Annotated in this window: 17 protein-coding genes; 13 read left to right on the top strand and 4 right to left on the bottom strand. The window is 64.8% G+C overall.

Translation table 11 applies throughout. The features are described from left to right. Positions 1 to 40: 40 nt before the first annotated feature. Both PBR20603_RS22200 and PBR20603_RS22195 read left to right on the top strand, forming a co-directional pair. Positions 41 to 1,492, top strand: a complete 1,452-nt coding sequence (locus tag PBR20603_RS22200) for an aldehyde dehydrogenase (protein WP_150561618.1) — start codon at positions 41 to 43, stop codon at positions 1,490 to 1,492. A gap of 126 nt (positions 1,493 to 1,618) precedes the next feature. Continuing rightward, positions 1,619 to 2,302, top strand: a complete 684-nt coding sequence (locus PBR20603_RS22195) for a GntR family transcriptional regulator (RefSeq protein ID WP_150561617.1) — start codon at positions 1,619 to 1,621, stop codon at positions 2,300 to 2,302. 313 nt (positions 2,303 to 2,615) lie between these two features. Here the strand turns inward: PBR20603_RS22195 and PBR20603_RS24425 are convergent, their stop codons facing one another. After that, positions 2,616 to 2,834, bottom strand: coding sequence for a hypothetical protein (locus PBR20603_RS24425; protein WP_246174936.1), 219 nt, complete (start codon positions 2,832 to 2,834; stop codon positions 2,616 to 2,618). On the opposite strand from PBR20603_RS24425, the gene PBR20603_RS22190 reads away from it, so the two are divergent. From PBR20603_RS22190 to PBR20603_RS22140, 11 genes are all read left to right on the top strand, one after another. Then, positions 2,770 to 3,741, top strand: coding sequence for a LacI family DNA-binding transcriptional regulator (locus PBR20603_RS22190; RefSeq protein ID WP_343041981.1), 972 nt, complete (start codon positions 2,770 to 2,772; stop codon positions 3,739 to 3,741). The genes PBR20603_RS24425 and PBR20603_RS22190 overlap by 65 nt on opposite strands. A gap of 27 nt (positions 3,742 to 3,768) precedes the next feature. Further along, the gene (locus PBR20603_RS22185) at positions 3,769 to 4,941 is read left to right on the top strand and encodes an ABC transporter substrate-binding protein (RefSeq protein WP_246174934.1); all 1,173 of its coding nucleotides are present in this window, start codon (positions 3,769 to 3,771) and stop codon (positions 4,939 to 4,941) included. Between the two features lie 118 nt (positions 4,942 to 5,059). Continuing rightward, positions 5,060 to 6,901 carry an ABC transporter permease gene (locus tag PBR20603_RS22180; protein WP_174978025.1) on the top strand — a complete coding sequence of 614 codons (1,842 nt, stop codon included), beginning with the start codon at positions 5,060 to 5,062 and terminating at the stop codon, positions 6,899 to 6,901. Beyond that, complete coding sequence (locus PBR20603_RS22175; protein ID WP_217425991.1) at positions 6,898 to 8,031, top strand: ABC transporter ATP-binding protein; 1,134 nt, start codon at positions 6,898 to 6,900, stop codon at positions 8,029 to 8,031. Before PBR20603_RS22180 ends, PBR20603_RS22175 begins: the two co-directional genes overlap by 4 nt. After that, on the top strand, positions 8,028 to 8,972 hold the full coding sequence (locus PBR20603_RS22170; RefSeq protein WP_217425990.1) for an inositol monophosphatase family protein: 945 nt from the start codon (positions 8,028 to 8,030) through the stop codon (positions 8,970 to 8,972). The genes PBR20603_RS22175 and PBR20603_RS22170 overlap by 4 nt, the downstream gene beginning before the upstream one ends. 288 nt (positions 8,973 to 9,260) lie before the next feature. Continuing rightward, positions 9,261 to 10,070 carry an energy transducer TonB gene (locus tag PBR20603_RS22165; protein ID WP_150561614.1) on the top strand — a complete coding sequence of 270 codons (810 nt, stop codon included), beginning with the start codon at positions 9,261 to 9,263 and terminating at the stop codon, positions 10,068 to 10,070. A 27-nt stretch (positions 10,071 to 10,097) separates the two neighbouring features. Further along, positions 10,098 to 10,868 carry a MotA/TolQ/ExbB proton channel family protein gene (locus PBR20603_RS22160; protein ID WP_150561613.1) on the top strand — a complete coding sequence of 257 codons (771 nt, stop codon included), beginning with the start codon at positions 10,098 to 10,100 and terminating at the stop codon, positions 10,866 to 10,868. Beyond that, positions 10,869 to 11,288, top strand: a complete 420-nt coding sequence (locus PBR20603_RS22155; RefSeq protein ID WP_150561612.1) for an ExbD/TolR family protein — start codon at positions 10,869 to 10,871, stop codon at positions 11,286 to 11,288. A 255-nt stretch (positions 11,289 to 11,543) separates the two neighbouring features. Then, complete coding sequence (locus PBR20603_RS22150) at positions 11,544 to 13,772, top strand: TonB-dependent siderophore receptor (protein WP_246174933.1); 2,229 nt, start codon at positions 11,544 to 11,546, stop codon at positions 13,770 to 13,772. A gap of 59 nt (positions 13,773 to 13,831) precedes the next feature. Beyond that, the gene (locus tag PBR20603_RS22145; protein ID WP_217425989.1) at positions 13,832 to 15,226 is read left to right on the top strand and encodes a histidine-type phosphatase; all 1,395 of its coding nucleotides are present in this window, start codon (positions 13,832 to 13,834) and stop codon (positions 15,224 to 15,226) included. 76 nt (positions 15,227 to 15,302) lie between these two features. Continuing rightward, on the top strand, positions 15,303 to 15,785 hold the full coding sequence (locus PBR20603_RS22140; RefSeq protein ID WP_150561687.1) for a YaiI/YqxD family protein: 483 nt from the start codon (positions 15,303 to 15,305) through the stop codon (positions 15,783 to 15,785). Here the strand turns inward: PBR20603_RS22140 and PBR20603_RS22135 are convergent. The 3 genes from PBR20603_RS22135 to PBR20603_RS22125 all read right to left on the bottom strand — a co-directional run bounded on the left by PBR20603_RS22135 (position 15,763) and on the right by PBR20603_RS22125 (position 19,204). Continuing rightward, entirely contained in the window at positions 15,763 to 16,641 is an 879-nt protein-coding gene (locus tag PBR20603_RS22135; RefSeq protein WP_150561611.1) for a hypothetical protein, read from the bottom strand. The two genes, PBR20603_RS22140 and PBR20603_RS22135, sit on opposite strands and share 23 nt — an antisense overlap. Before the next feature lie 14 nt (positions 16,642 to 16,655). Next, the gene (locus PBR20603_RS22130; RefSeq protein ID WP_150561610.1) at positions 16,656 to 18,020 is read right to left on the bottom strand and encodes a PEP-CTERM sorting domain-containing protein; all 1,365 of its coding nucleotides are present in this window, start codon (positions 18,018 to 18,020) and stop codon (positions 16,656 to 16,658) included. A gap of 116 nt (positions 18,021 to 18,136) precedes the next feature. Further along, the gene (locus tag PBR20603_RS22125) at positions 18,137 to 19,204 is read right to left on the bottom strand and encodes a helix-turn-helix domain-containing protein (protein ID WP_150561609.1); all 1,068 of its coding nucleotides are present in this window, start codon (positions 19,202 to 19,204) and stop codon (positions 18,137 to 18,139) included. Positions 19,205 to 19,208 lie beyond the last annotated feature (4 nt).

Genomic DNA, 19,208 nt, shown 5'->3' with positions numbered 1-19,208 from the left:
AACATGTCGCCGACGACAACAGAACATAGGAGACAAGGACATGCACGAAGTCAATCTGCTGATTGGCGGCGAGGACCGCACGGCGTCGGATGCGCGGACGTTCGTGCGCGTGAATCCGTCGAACGGCGAGATCGCTACGCGAGCAGCCGCAGCGACGCTTGCCGATGCGGATGCGGCCGTCGACGCGGCCGCGAAGGCTTTCCCGGTGTGGTCGGCGTTAACGCCGACCGAGCGTCGCCGGCGTCTGCTTGCCGCGGCCGATCTGATGGATGCGCGCACGGACCAGTTCGTCGACATCGGTGTGGCCGAGACCGGCGCGATGGCGAACTGGTATGGCTTTAATGTGATGCTCGCGGCCAATATGCTGCGCGAGGCCGCCGCGATGACTACGCAAATCGACGGTGCGCTGATTCCGTCGGATGTGCCGGGCAATATCGCGATGGCCTTGCGCCAGCCGTGCGGCGTTGTGCTGGGCATGGCGCCGTGGAACGCGCCGGTGATTCTGCCCACGCGGGCGCTCGCGATGCCGCTCGCCTGCGGCAACACGGTCGTGCTTAAGGCGTCGGAGGGCTGCCCGGGCGTGCATCGTCTGATTGGCCAGGTACTGCACGATGCGGGGCTCGGCGACGGTGTCGTCAACGTCGTCACGCATGCTCCCCAAGACGCGCCCGCCATCGTTGAGCGCTTGATTGCCCATCCGGCCGTCAAGCGCGTCAACTTCACGGGCTCAACGCGTGTCGGGAGGATCGTGGCCGAGCATTCGGCTCGCTATCTGAAGCCTGCGCTGCTGGAGCTGGGCGGCAAAGCACCGCTGCTGGTACTCGACGATGCCGATCTCGACGCCGCCGTCGAAGCCACGGCGTTTGGCGCGTTCTTCAATCAAGGCCAGATTTGCATGTCGACCGAACGGGTCATCGTGGCACGCCAGGTGGCCGATACGTTCGTCGACAAGCTCATCGCCAAGACACGCACGCTCAAGGCTGGCGACCCGGCAGCTTCAACATCGGTGCTCGGCACGCTGGAGAGTGTGGGCGCGGCGCAGCGGGTGAAAGCGCTGGTCGAGGAGGCGCACGCGCTCGGCGCAGCGTTGCCGCTCGGTTGCAAGGTCGAGGGCGCGGTGATGCAGCCGACCATCGTCGATGGCGTGACGCCGGCAATGCGTCTGTATCGCGACGAGTCGTTTGGCCCCGTCTTGACCGTGGAGCGTGTCGACGGTGACGACGAAGCCGTGCGCGTGGCCAACGACAGCGAGTTCGGTTTGTCGTCGGCCGTATTCAGCCGCGACATTGCGCGGGCACTGAGCGTCGCGAAGCGCATCGAGTCCGGCATTTGCCACATCAATGGATCGACGGTGCATGACGAGGCGCAGATGCCGTTCGGGGGTGTCAAGGCGAGCGGCTACGGCCGTTTCGGCAGCAAGGCGTCGATCGCGGAGTTCACGGACCTGCGCTGGATCACGATCCAGACGGGCCCGCGACACTATCCCATTTGATCAGCGGGGCACGCTGGCCCAGACCTGGAAAAATCCACAACTTATTGATTTATTGGTTTTATTGGCAATAGTGGATTTTGAGTGGGTGCGGTTGTATAGTGCCATCTCTCTCGCACTGAACAAGCCATGGATACTACCGCCGCACCCGCTTCGAACAAGAGCAGCCTGACGACCCTTGCGATCGACCTGCTTCGTGGTGAGATCCTGCAAGGACAGTTGCGGCCTGCGGAGCGTCTGCGTATCCAGGCACTCAGCGAGCGCTATGGTATCGGCGCGACGGCGATCCGCGAGGCGTTGTCGCGTCTGGTGACCGACGGTCTGGTCGACAGTGAGGACCAGCGTGGTTTTTGTGTGGCGCCTGTTTCGCGCGACGATCTCGTCGATCTGACGCAAACGCGCGTCGACATCGAGTGCAGTGCCTTGCGTCTCGCGCTGGCGCGCGGCGGCATCGATTGGGAGTCGAATCTGATGTCGGCGCTGCATCGCCTGCAGCGCACGCCGACGCCGACGTCACCTGAACTTCACGAGGCCTGGTCGCTCGCGCACCGCAATTTTCACGAAGTCTTGCTGGCCGGGTGCGGGTCGCCTTGGAGCCTGCGCCTGTGCCACTTGCTATACGATCAGTCGGAGCGGTACCGCAATCTCGCCGAACAATACACGACCGCCAGCGCGCGCGATGCGCAAAGCGAGCATCGCGAACTCGTCGATGCCGTCATGGCGCGCGATGCGGCCCTCGCCACCCGATTGCTTAGCGCGCACTACTGGGCTACCACCGAGATCGTGCTGAAGGCCGTTTTCAACGGCGAGTGAGCGCTTTTTTCGCTTCTGCGCGAGTTACCCGTTTTCCCTTCGTTTTCTGTCGATGCCTGCGGCAGGCGTGTTCTCCAGAGACTCCGACCAGGCTTGAGCGACCGTGGCTCATTCTCTGCGAGCCTGAATCTGCTGATTTTTCGGCGGTTCGCGCTAGTGCTTTTTCCGCTCGAGGGTGGCGCCCTTGGTCCGTCGGAAACTGACGGCGCGTGGCTTCCTTCTGCACCGTGACTCGGTCGAAATGATGTCGCCTGGCCACAGGGCCGCCTCGACCCCAAACCTCCATTTTTAGCGCGTCAGCGACTCGTGGAACTCACGCGCTGTCACATATTCGACATAAGCGGTCCTTAAGCTGCTGGGTCATTGCGCCGGCGGGGAGGATGCCGTCGGCTGCCTCGCTTTCAGCCAACACCGCTTCGATGACCGACAAAGAAAAAAGCTGGGCGATCGCTGAAGACGTGGCGCGCATGGCCGGCGTTTCGCGTTCGGCCGTCTCGCGCACCTTCACGCCCGGCGCCAGCGTGTCCGCCAAGACTCGCATGCGCGTGCTCGAGGCCGCCAAGACGCTGAACTATCACGTCGATATCAACGCTCGCAACATGATCCGGGGGCGCAGCACCTTCGTCGGGGTGATCACCTCGGCGTTGGTCAGTCCCTTCCGTGCCCAATTGCTCGCGCCAATCGCGCATCACCTCAGCACGCGTGGTCTATTGCCGATCCTGATGAACGCCGACGATCCGGATCAGACCGGCTACGCGCTGCAGATGCTGCTGAACTATCGTATCGCCGGCGTGATCATGACCTCGGGCGCACCGCCGCTCGCGCTCGCTCGGGAATACCTCGAACGCCGTGTGCCCGTGGCCATGATCAACCGCGCGCCTGAGCTTGAAGGCGCCGACGTTATCAATAGCGATAACGCCAGCGGTGGCGCGCTCGCGGCCCGCGCCCTGTTCGATTCGGGCGTCACCCGGTTCGCGTTCGTCGGCCCGCACACGACGCACTTCGGCGGACGCCAGCGCTGCGGCGGTTTCGTCGACGCGCTCGCTAGCCTTGGCGTACGCAAATCCAGGGTGACACTTTGCAATACGCTGATCGCCTCTTACGAGGCGGGCCAACTGGCCGCGCGTGAGCTGTTCGCTGCCGCCGACACCGCCCCCGATGGGGTGTTCTGCGCCACCGACATGGTCGCGCTCGGCTTCATGGACGAAGCGCGCCGCACCTTCGGACGCCGCATTCCGGACGACCTGCGCGTCGTCGGCTTCGACGACATTCAGCACGCCGCGCTCGACAGCTATCGCCTCTCCACCATCGCCCAGAACACCGACATGCTCGCCAACAGCGTCGTCGATATGCTCTCGCAACGCATCGCAGATTTCTCGCGCCCGGCTGACGTGCGCATCGCCCCGGTCGCCTTCGTGCGCCGCGCCACCACAGGCTGAGCCGGCGCGCCTCTTCCAGGAATTCCCATGTCTACGACACAAGCCTTCCCTCGAAAAACGCCGAGCTTTGCAAACGAGTGCAAAGTTGGCGCCGTCCGTATTTCGCATCGCGCACGCCTTGCCGAATCGCTGAAGTCAGCCGTGGCGCGGCTGCGCGCCCGCCACCTGCGCGTCGCGCCGCTTGTCGCCGCGCTGATGGCCGCGACGCTGGGCGCCGCGCTGATGCCGTCGCGCGCCCACGCCGCGGATCGCCTGAGTTTGCTGTGCTCGGCCGATCTCGAGTGGTGTCAGTTGATGAGAACTCGGTTCGAGAAGGAGACGGGCATCGGCGTCGCGATGATCCGCAAGAGCGCGGGTGAGGCGCTAGCGCTGTTGAGCGCACAGCGGGCGCGTCCGCAGTTCGACATCTGGTGGGCCGGCTCCGGCGACTCGCATTTGCAGGCCGCTTTCGAAGGGCTGACCGAAGCCTACCGCTCGTCAGCGCTGCCGCAACTGCAACCGTGGGCACAGCGCTTCGCGCAGGTCGGACGCGATCGTACCGTCGGCGTGTATCAGGGGCTGCTTGGTATCGGCTACAACGTGGCCGAGCTGCGCCGCCGCAAGATCGACGCGCCGCGCTGCTGGCGCGATCTGCTTGGCCCCGGCCTGAAGCGCGAGATTCAGATCGCCAATCCGAACTCTTCAGGTACGGCCTACGTGGCGCTTGCCACGCTCGTGCAACTGATGGGCGAGGAACCGGCCTTCACTTACATGCGCAACCTGAACGCCAACGTGAGCCAGTACACGGCGACGGGCGTCGCACCGGGCGAAGCCGCGTCGCGCGGCGAAGCAAGCGTGGCGATCGAATTTCTGCACGATCTCGTCAAGCAACGTGTGGCCGGCTTCGACATCCAGACGGCCACACCCTGCGAAGGCACCGGCTACGAAATTGGCGGCATGAGCCTCGTGGCAGGCGCTTTGCATCCTGCTATCGCAAAGCAGTTCTACGAATTCGCGTTGCGCGCCGACGTGCAGTCGCTCGCCAATCAGGCACACGCCTATCAGTTGCCATCGAATAAGCAGGCCACGGTGCCGAAGCTGGCGCCTCAGCCCTCCGGCATCAAGCTGATCGATTACGATTTCGCTCGTTTTGGCGACCCCGCCACGCGCAAGCGGCTGCTGCAGCGTTGGAATACCGAGATCTATGCGCATGCCCGCTAAACCTCGCGCGACAGAGCACTCGCATGCCTCGGGCAGGGCATGGTCGGCGATGCCGGGAGGGACTCGCGTCGTTGTCGGCAAGCCTGCCGGGACAAGATCCGCGACCTCTCAATCCACGATGGCCATTGACGACGCCCCCGGCGGCGCGCTGCGCCTGCGCCTGTCGGTGGCCTCTCGACTGCCGCGTGACGGCTTCACGCGCGCGGTGCTCTTGGCCACCGTGGTGGCGCTGCTCGTGTTCATCGTCTGGCCGCTGGCGAACAGCACTCTCGCCGGACTCGCGAGCGCGTGGCGCAGCGCGGGCAGCGGTGCGGCCGCCAAGCTCGGTGTACTGCAGCCGGACGTATGGCGGCTCGCGTGCCTGCGCGCAGACGGCGCTTGTGGCAGCGGCTGGCACACGATTGCGCTTGGCGTTGCCGCAACCGTGTCGTCGACGCTGCTGGGCACAGCGCTGGCGTTGCTGGTGTCGCGCGGCAGGCTCGCTCGCTCACGCGTGGGCGGTGCGGTGCTGCGCGCCATTGCGTTGCTGCCGGTCATCACGCCGCCGTTCGCGGTAGGACTCGCGCTGATTCTGTTACTCGGTCGTAACGGTGCCATCACGCGCGCCGTGGCCAGCCTGTTCGACATTCCCGCCGGCCGCTGGCTGTACGGTCCGATCGGTTTGTGGCTCGCACAGTGTCTGGCGTTCACCCCCGTGGCATTTCTCACGGTGCTCGGCGTCGTGCAGCGGCTGCCGGCCGTGTTGGAGGAAGCCGCCGCCACGCTGCGCGCCTCGCGCTGGCAAACCTTCAAGTCCGTGACCTTGCCGATGATGCGCCCGGGCCTCGCGAATGCGCTGCTGCTCTGCTTCATCGAAAGCCTCGCCGACTTCGGCAACCCGCTCGTGCTCGGCGGCAACTTCCGCGTGCTGTCCTCCGATCTGTACTTTGCCGTCGTGGGCGCCGCGCAGGATCCGGGACGCGCGGCGGCGCTGGCCGTCTGGTTGTTGCTGCTCGCGCTTGCGGTCTTCGCGTTGCAACGCCGCTGGCTCGGCGAGCGCAGCTTTGTTGCCTTGGGCGGCAAGGGCGGCGCGACGACAGCGTTGCCGCTGGACACGCGTCTGTCGTGGGGGCTGGCAGTGCTCGTCATGCCGTGGTGTCTGCTTACCGCAGCCGTCTACGGCACGTTGCTGGCAGGCGGTTTCGTCACGTTGTGGGGCGTCGACTTCCACTGGACGACAGCGCATCTGGTCGACGTGTTCGGTATCGATTTCGATGGCGGGGCGCCGACATTGACCGGCCAGGCCTGGCCGTCGGCGCTCGAAACGCTGCGCCTATCGGCAATCGCTGCACCGCTCACGGCTGCGGTGGCGATCCTCGGCGGCTGGCTGATTGCGCGTCGCCAGTTCCCGGGCCGCCGCTGGCTGGAGGGCGCGCTTGTTGCCGCGTTCGCGATTCCCGGCACGGTGATCGGGCTCGCGTACGCACAAACTTTCAATGCCGCGCCGCTCATGCTGACTGGCACGGGGGGCATCCTCGTGCTGTCGTTCGTGTTCCGCAACATGCCGATGGGGCTGCGCACCACCGTCGGTGCGCTGGCGCAGATCGATCCGAGTCTGGATGAAGCGTCTGCCACGCTGCGAGCCGGTCATTGGACCACATTGCGCCGCGTGCTGCTGCCGCTGTTGCGCCCGGCGTGCGCGGCGGCGCTGATCTACGGGTTTGTGCGCGCTGCCACGGCGGTGAGCGCTGTCGTATTCCTCGTCAGCGCCGATCACGACCTCGCCACTACCTATCTCATCGGCCTGATCTCCAACGGCAGCTATGGTCCGGCGCTGGCGTACGCCGGCGTGCTGGTGGTCGCGCTGTTCATCGTCGTCGTGTCGCTCGAGGGCGCGCTGCGTGCCGGCGAGCGCCGGCTCGCCGCCGCACCCCGGCACAACCATGCGGTGACGCGGGCCGCCAAGGAGTCTCTGACATGAACGCTTCGCAGTTGTCCTTCGATACCCTCGATGCCCCTGCCGAAAGTGGCATGCGCGGTGCGCTGGTGTTCGAGCAGGTACGCAAATCATGGGGCGCCCACGTCGCGATTCCCGGTCTGTCATTCACCGTCGCACCGGGCACGCTGACCACGCTCCTTGGGCCCAGCGGTTGCGGTAAGACAACCACGCTGCGTCTGATTGCCGGATTGGAGTTGCCCGACGCAGGCCGTATCACGCTCGGCGGACGCGATGTGACCCGGCTCGGCGCGCAGCAGCGTGATGTCAGCATGGTGTTCCAGTCGTATGCGCTGTTTCCGCACATGAGCGTGTTCGACAACGTGGCCTACGGTCTCGCGGTCACGCGCGTGCCCAAGCGCGAGATCCGCGAGCGAGTGCTCGAAGCGCTCGCCCGCGTCGGGCTTGCTTCGCACGTGCAGCGCATGCCGGCATCGCTCTCCGGAGGGCAGCAGCAACGCGTTGCTGTCGCGCGAGCCCTTGTGCTCGCCCCCGAGGTGATGCTGTTCGACGAGCCCCTCTCGAATCTGGATGCGCAATTGCGCGTACGCGTGCGCGACGACATTCGCGATCTGCAGACACAGCTTGGCCTGACCGTTGTGTACGTCACGCACGATCAGGAAGAGGCGCTCGCGATTTCCGATCAAGTCATCGTGATGCACGACGGCCGTATCGCGCAGCACGACACACCGCGTGCGCTTGTCGAGCAACCGGCCGACGCGTTCGTCGCACAGTTCATCGGCAACGCCAATCTCGTCGACTTGCCGGTCACGCAACACGGCACCGGCCAGGTGCAGTGCGATTTCCACGGCTTGCCGCTGACGCTGCGCTACGACGGCCCTTCGCTGGCCGCCGCTCGCGTGGCGATCCGGCCCGAAGCGCTTACGCTGCAGGCACTTCCCGAGCCGGGCAGCCGTGCCGAAGCGCCGCGCGGCCTGCATGGCGAAATCCGGCGCGCCACCTATCTGGGGCGCGCGACGCAATACCTCGTTCAATCCTCCGCAGGAGCCCTTGTGGTCTTGTCTCATCCGTTTGAAACCCCGTTCCCCGTCGGCACGCGTGTGGCCATCGGTCTGAATGCGCATAGCGCAGCCATTGTCGGTGCCGCGCAATGACCGTCCTCGATCATCGAATGACCGGCTATGACGCCGTGCGCGACGTCGCCCTCGATACCCGCTATCGCCTGGCACAAGCCGTGGCCCGCGAAGCGGGCCTGCGCGCACTCGGCATGTTTCGCGAGCGTGACTCGCTCGTCGTCGAGTACAAAGGGGTGCAGGACGTCGTTAGCGTGGCCGATCGGGAGATCGAGCGTCTGGTGCGCGAACGCGTTGCCACCGCTTTCCCCGACGATGCCTTTCTCGGCGAAGAGAGCGCGGCCGCTGGCCGCTTTCCCAAGACGTCGCGAGTGGTGTGGGTGGTCGATCCGATCGACGGCACGGCGTGCTTTCTGCACGGCATGCATGCGTGGTGCGTGTCGGTGGCGGTGATGATCGATGGCGAGCCCGTGATTGGCGCGGTCTACGATCCTAACGCCGACGAACTGTTTCACGCGGCGAAGGGCCGTGGCGCATTTGTCGTCAATGCCAGGAGAGAGAGAACGGCCGTGTCAGGCCATCCGGACGATGAGGCCGAATGCCGCGATGGGGATGCCACGACGCCGCTGCGGGTGGCCCAAGTCACCGCACCGACCGAGGGCGTGCTTGGGCTGGGCGTGTCGCATCGTGTGGACCGCACGGCGTTTCTGGCCTTCGTCGACGCCTGGCTTGCCCGCGGCGGCATGTTCGTGCGCATCGGATCGGGCGCGCTGATGATGGCCTACGTCGCGGCCGGACGCCTCATCGGGTACTACGAACCGCACATCCATGCCTGGGATTGTCTCGCGGGGATCGTGCTCGTGAAGGAGGCGGGCGGCCGCGCCAACGACTTTCTCGCAGATGACGGCCTGCTGCGCGGCAATCCGATCCTCGCCGCCGGGCCCGTGCTGTTCGACACGCTCGACACGGTAGTCAAGGCTTCATGGCGTCATGCGGTCGATGTTGGTGAGGGAGCGGTGTGACGTTTATTTCACTGCGATTGCACTTGTGTGCAATTTCGATGGCGTGCGGCGCGCGTTTCGCTGCACGTGACTGACACGCACACGACACAAAAAATTCACTCGTGGCCGCCAGCCTTGTCACGGTGACGTAATGCGCGATTTCTACACTTCACGTCGTTGTCCGAATCGAATGCGGCCCGCCTGATTTTGCACTCGTGTGCAAAATAACTGAAGCATCGTTGCGGCGGGCCAGCGGGATTCGGTGCCGTTGATTGACCTGCGCCGCATGTGGCGCGCAAGGAGAGTTTGATGTCCGGAGCGAATGGCACGATGCTGCCGCTGCAAGTTTCGCCATTGCCTCGCTGGCTGGCCGGCTCGCCCGAGACGGCGCGCTCGCCCGCTACGTTGCAGCATGGCGGCCTGGGCGTACGCAACGTTGCCACACGTTGGCTGGCGGGGCGGCGCGCTCTGATGCTCGGCCTCATCGCCGTCGCGCACGCTGGCGGTCTCGCAATGGTGATGCATCTGCCCAGCGACCCACCGGTGGTGAAGGGGCCCGCGCCAATCTATGCAACGCTGGTGCAGGACGCGCCGGCTCAACTGACCCCGCCGGCTCCCCCGACGCCCGTGCAACCGGCCAAACCGACCCCGCAGGTAAGCCCGCGCGTGACACCTAAGCCGACACCCGCGCCGGTGCCCGCGCCCACGCCCGTGCCTTCGACCGTACCGGCCTCTGCCGCGGCACCGGGCGCGGTGGCACAGACCGACGCGTCGTTGCCATCGCAGGCGTCCACTGCACCGTCGACGGCACCCGCCGCTGTCGTGCCGGCCCCGCCGCGCACCATCACTCACGGCGTGCAGTATCTGCGCGCGCCTGTGCTTGTCTATCCCGAGGCGTCGCGCCGCATGGGCGAGGAAGGGGTGGTGACGGTGCGGGTGTTCGTCGGCGCCGACGGTTTGCCGCGCGAAGTCATCGTGCGCCAGTCATCGGGTTCGCCCAGCCTGGACGCCGCAGGCATACGCGCCGCGCAGCAGGCGGTCTTCAAACCTTATACCGAGGACGGCAAGCCGCAAGCCGTCTATGTGATCGTGCCGCTGCGCTTCTCGCTCGACACTTGACCTGTCTTCCTTTTTTCGAGGCTAATCATGGCAACTCCTCAATTCGGATTTGACGCACTGTGGGCCCAGTCCGACGGCGTGATCAAGGGTGTGGCGCTCATGCTTTTCGTGATGTCGGTGGCGTCGTGGTACGTCATTGTCACCAAGGCGATCGCCCATTGGCGCCTTCGCCGCATGGCCGCGCAAGCCGCCGGCGATTTCTGGCACGCCGGCTCGCTACGCGACGGTGTCAAGTCGCTGCGCGGCGACGCCCGCAGCAATCCGTTCGTCGATCTGGCCCGTACGAGCCTGAGCGCGACGCTGCAACACCATCAGGCCACCAACGCCGGGCGCACGCCACCGGTGCTGTCCGACTGGCTGGTGCGTGCCCTGCGTGAGCGTATCTCGCGCTGCCAGGTGCGTATGCAAAGCGGCATGCCGGTGCTGGCCACGGTCGGATCCAGTGCGCCATTCATCGGCCTGTTCGGTACCGTTTGGGGCATTTATCACGCGCTGATGACCATCGGCGCGTCGGGGCAGGCCAGCATCGGCGAAGTGGCCGGTCCGGTCGGCGAGACGCTGGTCATGACGGCACTTGGCCTCGCGGTGGCGATTCCCGCGTCGCTGGCCTACAACGCGCTATTGCGCGCCAACAAGACATCGGTGGCATCGCTGTCGGAATTCAGCTACGGCCTGCACGACATGATCGTGGCCGGTCAGCGCCTGCCTGACGACGGCGAGACCGGCGGCGAACTACACGCCGTGAAAGCAGGTGAATCGGGCGAGCACCGTCGCGACACCCTGCCGGAGGCTGCGTAAATGGCCGGCGTCACGATGCACGAAGCGCTGGACGACGATTTCAATCCTGAGATCAACACGACACCCCTGGTCGACGTGATGCTGGTGCTGCTGGTGATCTTCATCATCACGATGCCGGCCCTGCAACATGCCGTGAAGATCGATCTGCCGCGCGCTGCGTCGGCCCCCGCCGAGGTCAAGCCACAGACCATCGACGTGGCGATCGACGCCACCGGGGGCATTCACTGGAACGACCGTGTCGTCGACATCGACGGGATGAAAGCGCTGATTGCCGACGCCGCGCGAGGGCAGCCGCAACCCGAGCTGCACCTGCGCGCCGACCGCAAGACGCCCTACGAGGACGTGATGCAGGTCATGGCCGCGGCACAGTCGGGCGGGCTCGCGAAGATCGGTTTCGTGAGCGAGGCGGGCAAGCACTGACGGCTCGCTGTTCGATCGCTTCGCGCGACTTGTCCGGGACAGCCCGCAGCAGCCTTTGACGATACCGGCGCATTGCGCCACGTCGCGGTCGCCGCCGGACGTCATCGGCACGAAGCCCCCATAACACCGATAGCACTCATCACGCACGCCGGCCGGCCCACGCCCCCGGCGGGGAGCGCTGCGCGCGCTCTTCGCTGCGAGGCGCGGTAATCCCCCGGCGAAACAGATCACAAGAAGCTCACCCGCACTCGCCACATGAACCTCTCGATGACCATGCGCCACGATCCATTGCCTCTGACTTATCGCCCGCAGGGCTCGCATCAACCGCTACGCCGCGCCGCGCCGTCTGCCTCGGTGCTATACGCCCGACTTGTCGGGGCAGGCCTGTGCCTGGCGGGGCTGCTGCCGCTCTGCGCACAAGCCCAGGCCAGTGCCGACGCCGCCAACTCGGGGAGCGCCCATACCGGCACGGAAGCCACATTGCCCGAAGTGAGCGTGTCTGCCTCGCAGATCCTCTCGCCGGCCAGCCTCAAGCGCAGCGCCAGTGCCGGCGCGCTTGGCGATCACGCAGAAATCGACACGCCGTTCTCGATCAAGTCCGTCTCGGGCGAAGAGATCGAGGACCGCCAGGCCAACATCCTGTCAGAAGCGGTGAAGTACGATGCTTCGGTCACGTCGATCAGCACGAGCTACAGCACGCACCCGGCAACGCTTGCCGTGCGCGGTCTGCCGCTCGACGACCTGAACGGCTACAAGATCGACGGCATGGCCAGCGTGAATCGCGGCGTGGAAATGCCGCTGGAAATGTTCGACCGTATCGAAGTGCTCAAGGGCCTGACCGGCTTCATGTATGGCTTCGGCAGTCCGGGCGGTATCGTGAACTACGTCACCAAGCGCGCCACCGAGCAGTTCACGTTGAGCTACGACCAGGGATGGAGCGAAGACGGTGTTTGGAAAGAACACGTCGACACCGGCGGGCGCTTCGGCAAGGACGATCGCTTCGGCTTTCGCTTCAACGCCGTGCATGAAGAAGGCAACGCCGCTGCCGACAGCGCCAAGATCAACCGTACCTCCGTGGGCCTCGGACTCGATGCTCGTCTGAGCAACGACCTCACGGTGACGTTCGATACGATGTGGCAAGACCGCCGCACCTCGGGCGGCGTCGACGTCATCACCAGCAGCAAGTACGCCGTGCCAGACCCGCTCTCGGGCCGCTCGCGTCTATACAGCAACGGGTCGTACACCGATGTGACGTACAAGATGGCCACGCTGGGCGTGCAGTACAAGATCGCTTCCGACTGGGTCGCGAAGGTTGCGTATCGTTACTCGGATTCGGTGCGTCAGTACAAGAAAGATCAGTACTCGATCACAAGCAATGCGGGCGCCTACTCGGATCGCATCAGCGCCGAATATCACAGCTACGAATTCGACGAAGTGCAGGGCACGCTCGAAGGCAAATTCAACACCGGCCCGCTCAAGCATGAGGTGGTGCTCGGCGCCAGCACGCTGGTACTGCTTTCCAACAAGTCGGTCAACACGCCCAAGACCGTGGTTGGCACGGGCAATATCTATTCGCCGACAATCTACTCCGCCGAAAGCATCAACTTCAGTGGTGGCACCTACGGCGACGATAAGCTCACGCAGCGGGCCATCTTCGCGAGCGATCGCATCTCCTACGGCCCGTGGTCGCTGCTCGCCGGCGTGCGCTACGAGTCATACGAGGAAGTCGCGCACGCGTCCGCCACGGCGGCGGCCACCAACTATCACGCGTCGCCCGTCACGCCGACCGTAGCGCTGATGTTCTCGCCGCGCAGCGACCTGACGTTCTACACCAGCTACGTCGAAGCACTGGAGCAGGGCGGCACGGCCGACAGCTCGACCAAGAACGCCAATCAGCAGATGGCGCCGATCAAGAGCCGTCAGTACGAAGCGGGCGTGAAGACCGATCAGGGCCGCTGGCGCGCCACCGCCGCCGTGTTCCGTATCGAGCGCGGCGCGGAGTACACCAATAGTGCGAACTACTTCGTGCAAGACGGCAAAGTGCGCTATCAAGGGGTCGAACTCAACGGTTCGGTGGACGTGCTGCGCAGCCTGACACTGGATGCCAGCCTGATGGGGCTCGACGCGAAGTACGTCAACGCTGCGGCCGGCGTGAGCGGCAAACGAGCCGTCGGCGCGCCGAACTGGCAGGCCGCCATGCAAGCGACGTGGCGAGTGCCGGCCGTTCAGGGGCTGTACTTCCAGGCAGGTGTGCGGTACCTCGGGGGCATGGCAATCGACTCGAGCAACGTGCATTTCATCAACCCGAGCGCGCTGGTCGACGCCGGTGTCGGCTACCGTACCCGCGCGTACGGCAAGATGGTCACGCTGCGTGCCAACGTCACCAACCTGACCAACCACAAGTACTGGACTTACTACCAGGAAAACTACCTGCAGGTTGGCGCGCCGCGCACGTTGAGCCTGAATGCCCGGATCGACTTCTGATCGCGCGCGGTACCACCTCAGACCATCGTGAAATGAACTACCTCACCGGAAGAACGAGCATGATGCAAGAACACCCACGCGGCCTGTGTCCCGCCTTGCGGGTTCTGGTCGCGGCGTTGGCTTTGCAGGCGCTGGCCACGCCCGCCACGTCGGCGTTCGCGCAGACGAATCCGGCTGCGTATGATGTGCCGGAACATGGGCAAGTGCATTCGCACGCGCCGCGCTCGTCCGGTGCCGTGCCGCCGGACATGCATCTCGAACGCGCGGTCATCGTCATGCGACATGGTGTGCGCGCGGCGACGGACACGCCGAAGATGAACGCCGCCTCGGCGCAGGACTGGCCCGCGTTCGAAGTCCAGGACGGTCAGCTCACGCCGCACGGTTATCAAGCGGTGGTGCTGCTGGGCCGTTGGGAGCGTGACTACTTTGAACGCCTCGGTCTGTTGTCGGGGGGCGGTTGCGAGGTGGCGGGCGACACGTTTGTCTGGTCGAGCCCGGCATCGCGTACGCAGGCGACCGCCAAGGCGCTGCTCGACGGCATGTTTCCGGGCTGTCAGGTGCCGGTCGGGCACGCCACTCAGACGACCGATACGCTGTTCCACGGTAGCGAGCTTGGGCTCGGGACAGCCGACCCTGCCAAGGCGCGCGCGACCATTTTGCAGGCGATGGGCGGCAATCCCGAGCTGGCGCGTCGCAAATACGCGGCGGACGTTGCGGCGATGGCTGCCGCTGTCGGGGCCCCTGCCGATTGCGTGGCCAAGCGTAGCGCGAACGCCTGCGGTCTGTATGCCAAGGCCTGGGGCGTGAAGGACGACGGCAAGGTCGGCCTGACGGGCCCGGTCTCGGTCGGTGCGAGCATGAGCGAAACCATTCGGATGCAGTACGCAGACGGCTGGCCGCTCAAGCGCATCGCCTTCGGACACGTAAAGCGTGCCGACGACGTCGTACGTCTGATGGGGCTGCGCAGCGCCAAGTACGACCTTGTCAATCACACACCGTATCTGGCGCGCCGCGGCGGCTCGCAACTGCTCAGTCAGGTGGCGATGGCTGTCGAAGCCCGTAACGACGTGCAGGGCGGTCCGCCGCCCGCCCGTCTGACGGTGTTCGTCGCGCATGACACCAATATCTCGCAACTGCGCGCGATGCTTGGTTTCGACTGGAAGCTCGGCAATTATCGAGACAACGACGCGGTACCCGGCGGCACGCTGCTGTTCGAGCGCTTCGTGCGCGATCGGGACGGCAAGCGCTTCGTGCGGGTTTCGTACCTGGCGCAAAGCCTGGACCAGATGCGCAATCTGACGCCGCTTGGCGAGGGACAACTGCCGCTTCGCGCAGTCTATCGGCCCGGGCACGGGGGGCTCGAATGGATGACGGTCGATCAGTTCCGGGCGAACGTCGATGCGGCGATCGATCCGGACGCCACCGCGCCAGAGACATACGCCACGGTTCAGTAGCGATTCAACAGGGGTAAGGGGCGGGATCAGCGTCGATTGGCATATGATGCTCGTTTTCACGGTGGAAACGACCTTCATGCAAGTGCTAGTCGACGCTGATGCCTGCCCCTCAGCCGTCAAGGAAATATTGTTTCGCGCCGCACGGCGTGAAGAGGTGCCGGTGACGCTGGTCGCGAATCAATTCTTGCGCACGCCGCCGTCCCCGTTCATCAAGGCGATTCAGGTGCCGTCGGGTTTCGACGTCGCCGACGCGCGCATCGTCGAGCTGGTGACATCGGGCGATCTCGTGATTACCGCTGACATCCCGCTTGCGGCTGCCGTACTCGACAAAGGCGGCCATGCGCTCGACCCGCGTGGAAACTGGTTCTCGCGGGACAACATCCAGGAGCGCCTGACGGTGCGCGACATGATGGATCAATTGCGGGTTGCGGGCATCGACACGGGCGGTCCGGACCCCTACAGTGCGCGTGACAGCAAGACCTTCGCTGGACAGCTCGATCGCTTTCTGGCCCGGCACCGCGCGTCAGGCAATGCCATCAAAAAAACATCTCGAGATTGACCCCGACGTGGGTGCGCGCGCCGACGTCACCGCCGGCCACGCCGTTGATGAATGCCGAGACCTTCGCCTTCTGATTCACCCGATAGCCCACCCGGGCACCATACTCCATCCAATTGAGGCTGCTCGACACTTGCGGCGAGAGCGCGCCAACGCCGCCGACGTTCAGTTGCGAGCTGTCCCGGTAGCTGAAACCGTGTGCCCACGCGCCCCAGATGGCGGCGTCGATGCTCTGTGTGAACGCATGCACCCACTTCTCGCGGAATTTGAATACGTTCATGGTGGACGACGACGCCGACAGGTTCGCTTCGAACGGATTGGCCGGCGACAGGACTTCGCTATACGACCCCGTATGCAGGACCTGGCGTCCGATTTCGATGGACTGCGTCAGTTGATCGTCCGCCGTCACGTTGATCAGCGTGCCGAGACGCGCAAATCCATAGGCTTGTTTTCCTGACGTACTGCCGCTGCCCGTCGCCGTGCCCGAGCCGTTGGCGTAGTTGCGAGAGAATCGATAATTGCTGTCGGGCGAGTAGAAGCCGCCGACCTCGCCGAACCACCCGAGCCGCTCGCTGAACATGTGCGTGTAGCGCAGTTTGGCTGCTGCGGTGAAGGCGCCCTTCATCTCTGTATCGGAATAGCTTTCGGACGCGTAGCCAAGACCCGCGACGAGTTCGAACGGCGCCAGATTCAAGTGCCCCGTGATCCCTGCGGCCAGCGAGCCGACCGAGCCGAAAGCCGACACCCCGCTCGGCGCGCCCGACCACGAGCCTTCGCCCAGCATCTGGTCGGCGAAGCCGTGCATCTGCCCCATGATGCTTTGACGCGCCTGACCCAACTGATTCGCCGAGGCTTGCACTGACGCAGGCGTCGTTACGCCTGCGATGACGGGTGCCGAAGGTGTCGTAGGCGTCGTAGGTGTAGTGGGTGTCGCGGGTGTCGATCCCCCCCCGGCTCAGGGGTAGCCGGGTCCGTTGTGGGGGGATGCAAAATCGTCGCATCGATATATCGGACAAGATAAACCTGACCGGTGCCGTTCGTCGCCGGCCCGCCGCCATCCCCGACGATGTACTGTCCGTTCGATGACAGACCCGTTGCCGAATTCAGGGAGATACCGTTCATGCGGACCCCGGCATTCGCCAGCAGCGTTTGCAGATCCTGCATGCCCGTAGCATTCGTCCAGCGAAAGATGCGTGGATTGCCCTCGGCCATAATGGCGATCCCCACGACCACGGCGCCATTGGCATTGACCGCAGTCGCTATGGAAGCGATGCCGCCCAGCGTTCCCAGATCTGCCATACCCGTAGCGCTTGACCAGCGAAAGGCGTGAAGCGTAGTGTTGCCGGCTGGTGCGGCACTTCCGACGAGGACGGCGCCGTCGGCGCTCATGCCATAGAGATTGGCAGTGTCTCCGCCCAACGTGCCGATATCTTTCATGCCGGTGGCGCTCGTCCAGCGGAACACACGCGTTTCGTAGCCCGGGGTCATCGCCTGTCCCGCCACGACGGCACCGTTGGCACTCACCGCTGTCGCATACGAGCTTTCGCCACCGATCGTCCCCAGATCCTGCATAGCGCTGGCCGATGTCCAACGGAACGCATGCGACGCATTGGTGCTTGTGGTTGCCAGACCTACGACGGTGCTGCCATCGGCACTCACGGCAATTGCGGTGGAATCGCTGCCGCCCAGCGTGCCCAGATCCACCATGCCGGTGGCGGCTGTCCAGCGAATGGCGCGCAAGTTGACGTTGTCCGTAGTGTAAGAGGAGCCCACGACGACGGCACCGTCGGCACTCACGCCAGACGCATTGGAGGTTGCGCCGCCGAGCGTGCCGAGACTCTGTACACCCGCGCTCGCCGTCCAGCGAAAGGCGAACGTACCGGCGCCGAGCACCGGCGTGTATTGACCGACGACGACGCTACCATCGGCATTGACCGAGCCCGCGCGGATATAGCTGCCATCGGGTGTGCCGAAATTCTGCATGCCGGTGGCGCTTGTCCAGCGAAAGGCCTGTGGCATGCCCTGAGGCGGCGTGGCAGTTCCGATGATGGTGGAGCCATCTGCGCTCATGGCGACGGAATTTGCCGAGCCGCCGTTACTCGGTCCGAAAAGAATGGGGGCGTCCGCAATCACAGGATCGGCTGCGTATGCCGCCGGTGCGAACAGCGCACCGATCGATAGGGCGAGGAGCGAAATGCGTGGGTAGGCGCTTCGACGCGACGGGAGGGTGGGGTTCATCGTTGAGGGTCGCGAAAAGACACGATCTTCCACGAATCGAAAATTCCATACCCAGCCCCACGTCCCGGAAAACTTGACTGCCGATCTCACGGATGAGGCTCACGTACCCCCTTGCCTCAGGTAGATGTCTCCGTCCGCGCCGCCGGCGTGCGTTGAATACCTTCGAGCCAGCCTCGCACAGTCGCCTCGTCGTCTGGCGATGCCGGTCCGACAGGCTTGCGATCCTTCGTCCGTCCGGCGCTGGCCCGCACTTCGCGCGGACTGACACCGAACCGGCGGCGGAAGGCGCGGCTAAACACGCTCTCGCTCGAGAAACCGTAGCGATAGGCAATCTCGATGATGGTGATGCGATTGCCTGTGGATAGCAGCAATTCGTCGAAGCACCGGTCGAGCTTGCGTGCCTGAATGTAGGCCTGCACGCCGCCGTCCGCCTGAAACAGTCGATACAGGCTGGAGCGAGAGAGGCCCATTGCCGCCGAAATCTGCTCTGGCGATAAGGCCTCGGAAGTCAGAGAGTGATCGATATGCTCCCGAACCAGCCGCTTCACGCCTTCGCGTACAACCTGCTGCGCGTCGCCTGCACTGTCCAGCAGTTTCGACTGTGCACCGCCAAGCAGCATCAGACTTGCATTCACGGAAGCCGTCATTTCTTCGTTCGTCAGCGTGGGGGCGCTTTTCAACAACTCCGTCATATGCGACGCAAGTAATCGGGTCACACCCAGCCCGGGGTCAAGCACCGCACCGTGCAGCTTCCGGTTGCGTAGCGACGTCGGGAGCCGGTCGCGCGGTACGGTCAGCGTGATGGTCGAGAGCGACGTGGTGCGGCTTTTGAACGTCTGCCCCAGATCCAGCACGCCGATCGCTCCGGGCGTTGCATTGAGGGTGCGTTTGCCATATTCACCTTGGACGCGTCCCGAGGTGAAAAGCACAATCAGCAGATGATCTACGTGGCTTCGCCGGACATCGATCGCGTTGCGGCGATGATCCATGGTGGCAGAGCAGCCAGTGCGACTGATCAGGCTGTCGCCCAGATGCGTGCCGCTCATCTCGCCCGTAAAGCCGTGCGGACTCGCCTCGATTCGGACATCGGCGTAGGGACGCACCAACGTACGCCAAACCTCCGGCGCTTCCGGAAGCACCTGGCTGTCGAACCGGGCGGCGAACTGCCGTGACGCGTCGTGCATTGGC

This window comes from Pandoraea bronchicola, from assembly GCF_902459805.1.
Classification (GTDB): domain Bacteria; phylum Pseudomonadota; class Gammaproteobacteria; order Burkholderiales; family Burkholderiaceae; genus Pandoraea; species Pandoraea bronchicola.
This window is presented reverse-complemented; position numbering and strand designations above follow the sequence as displayed.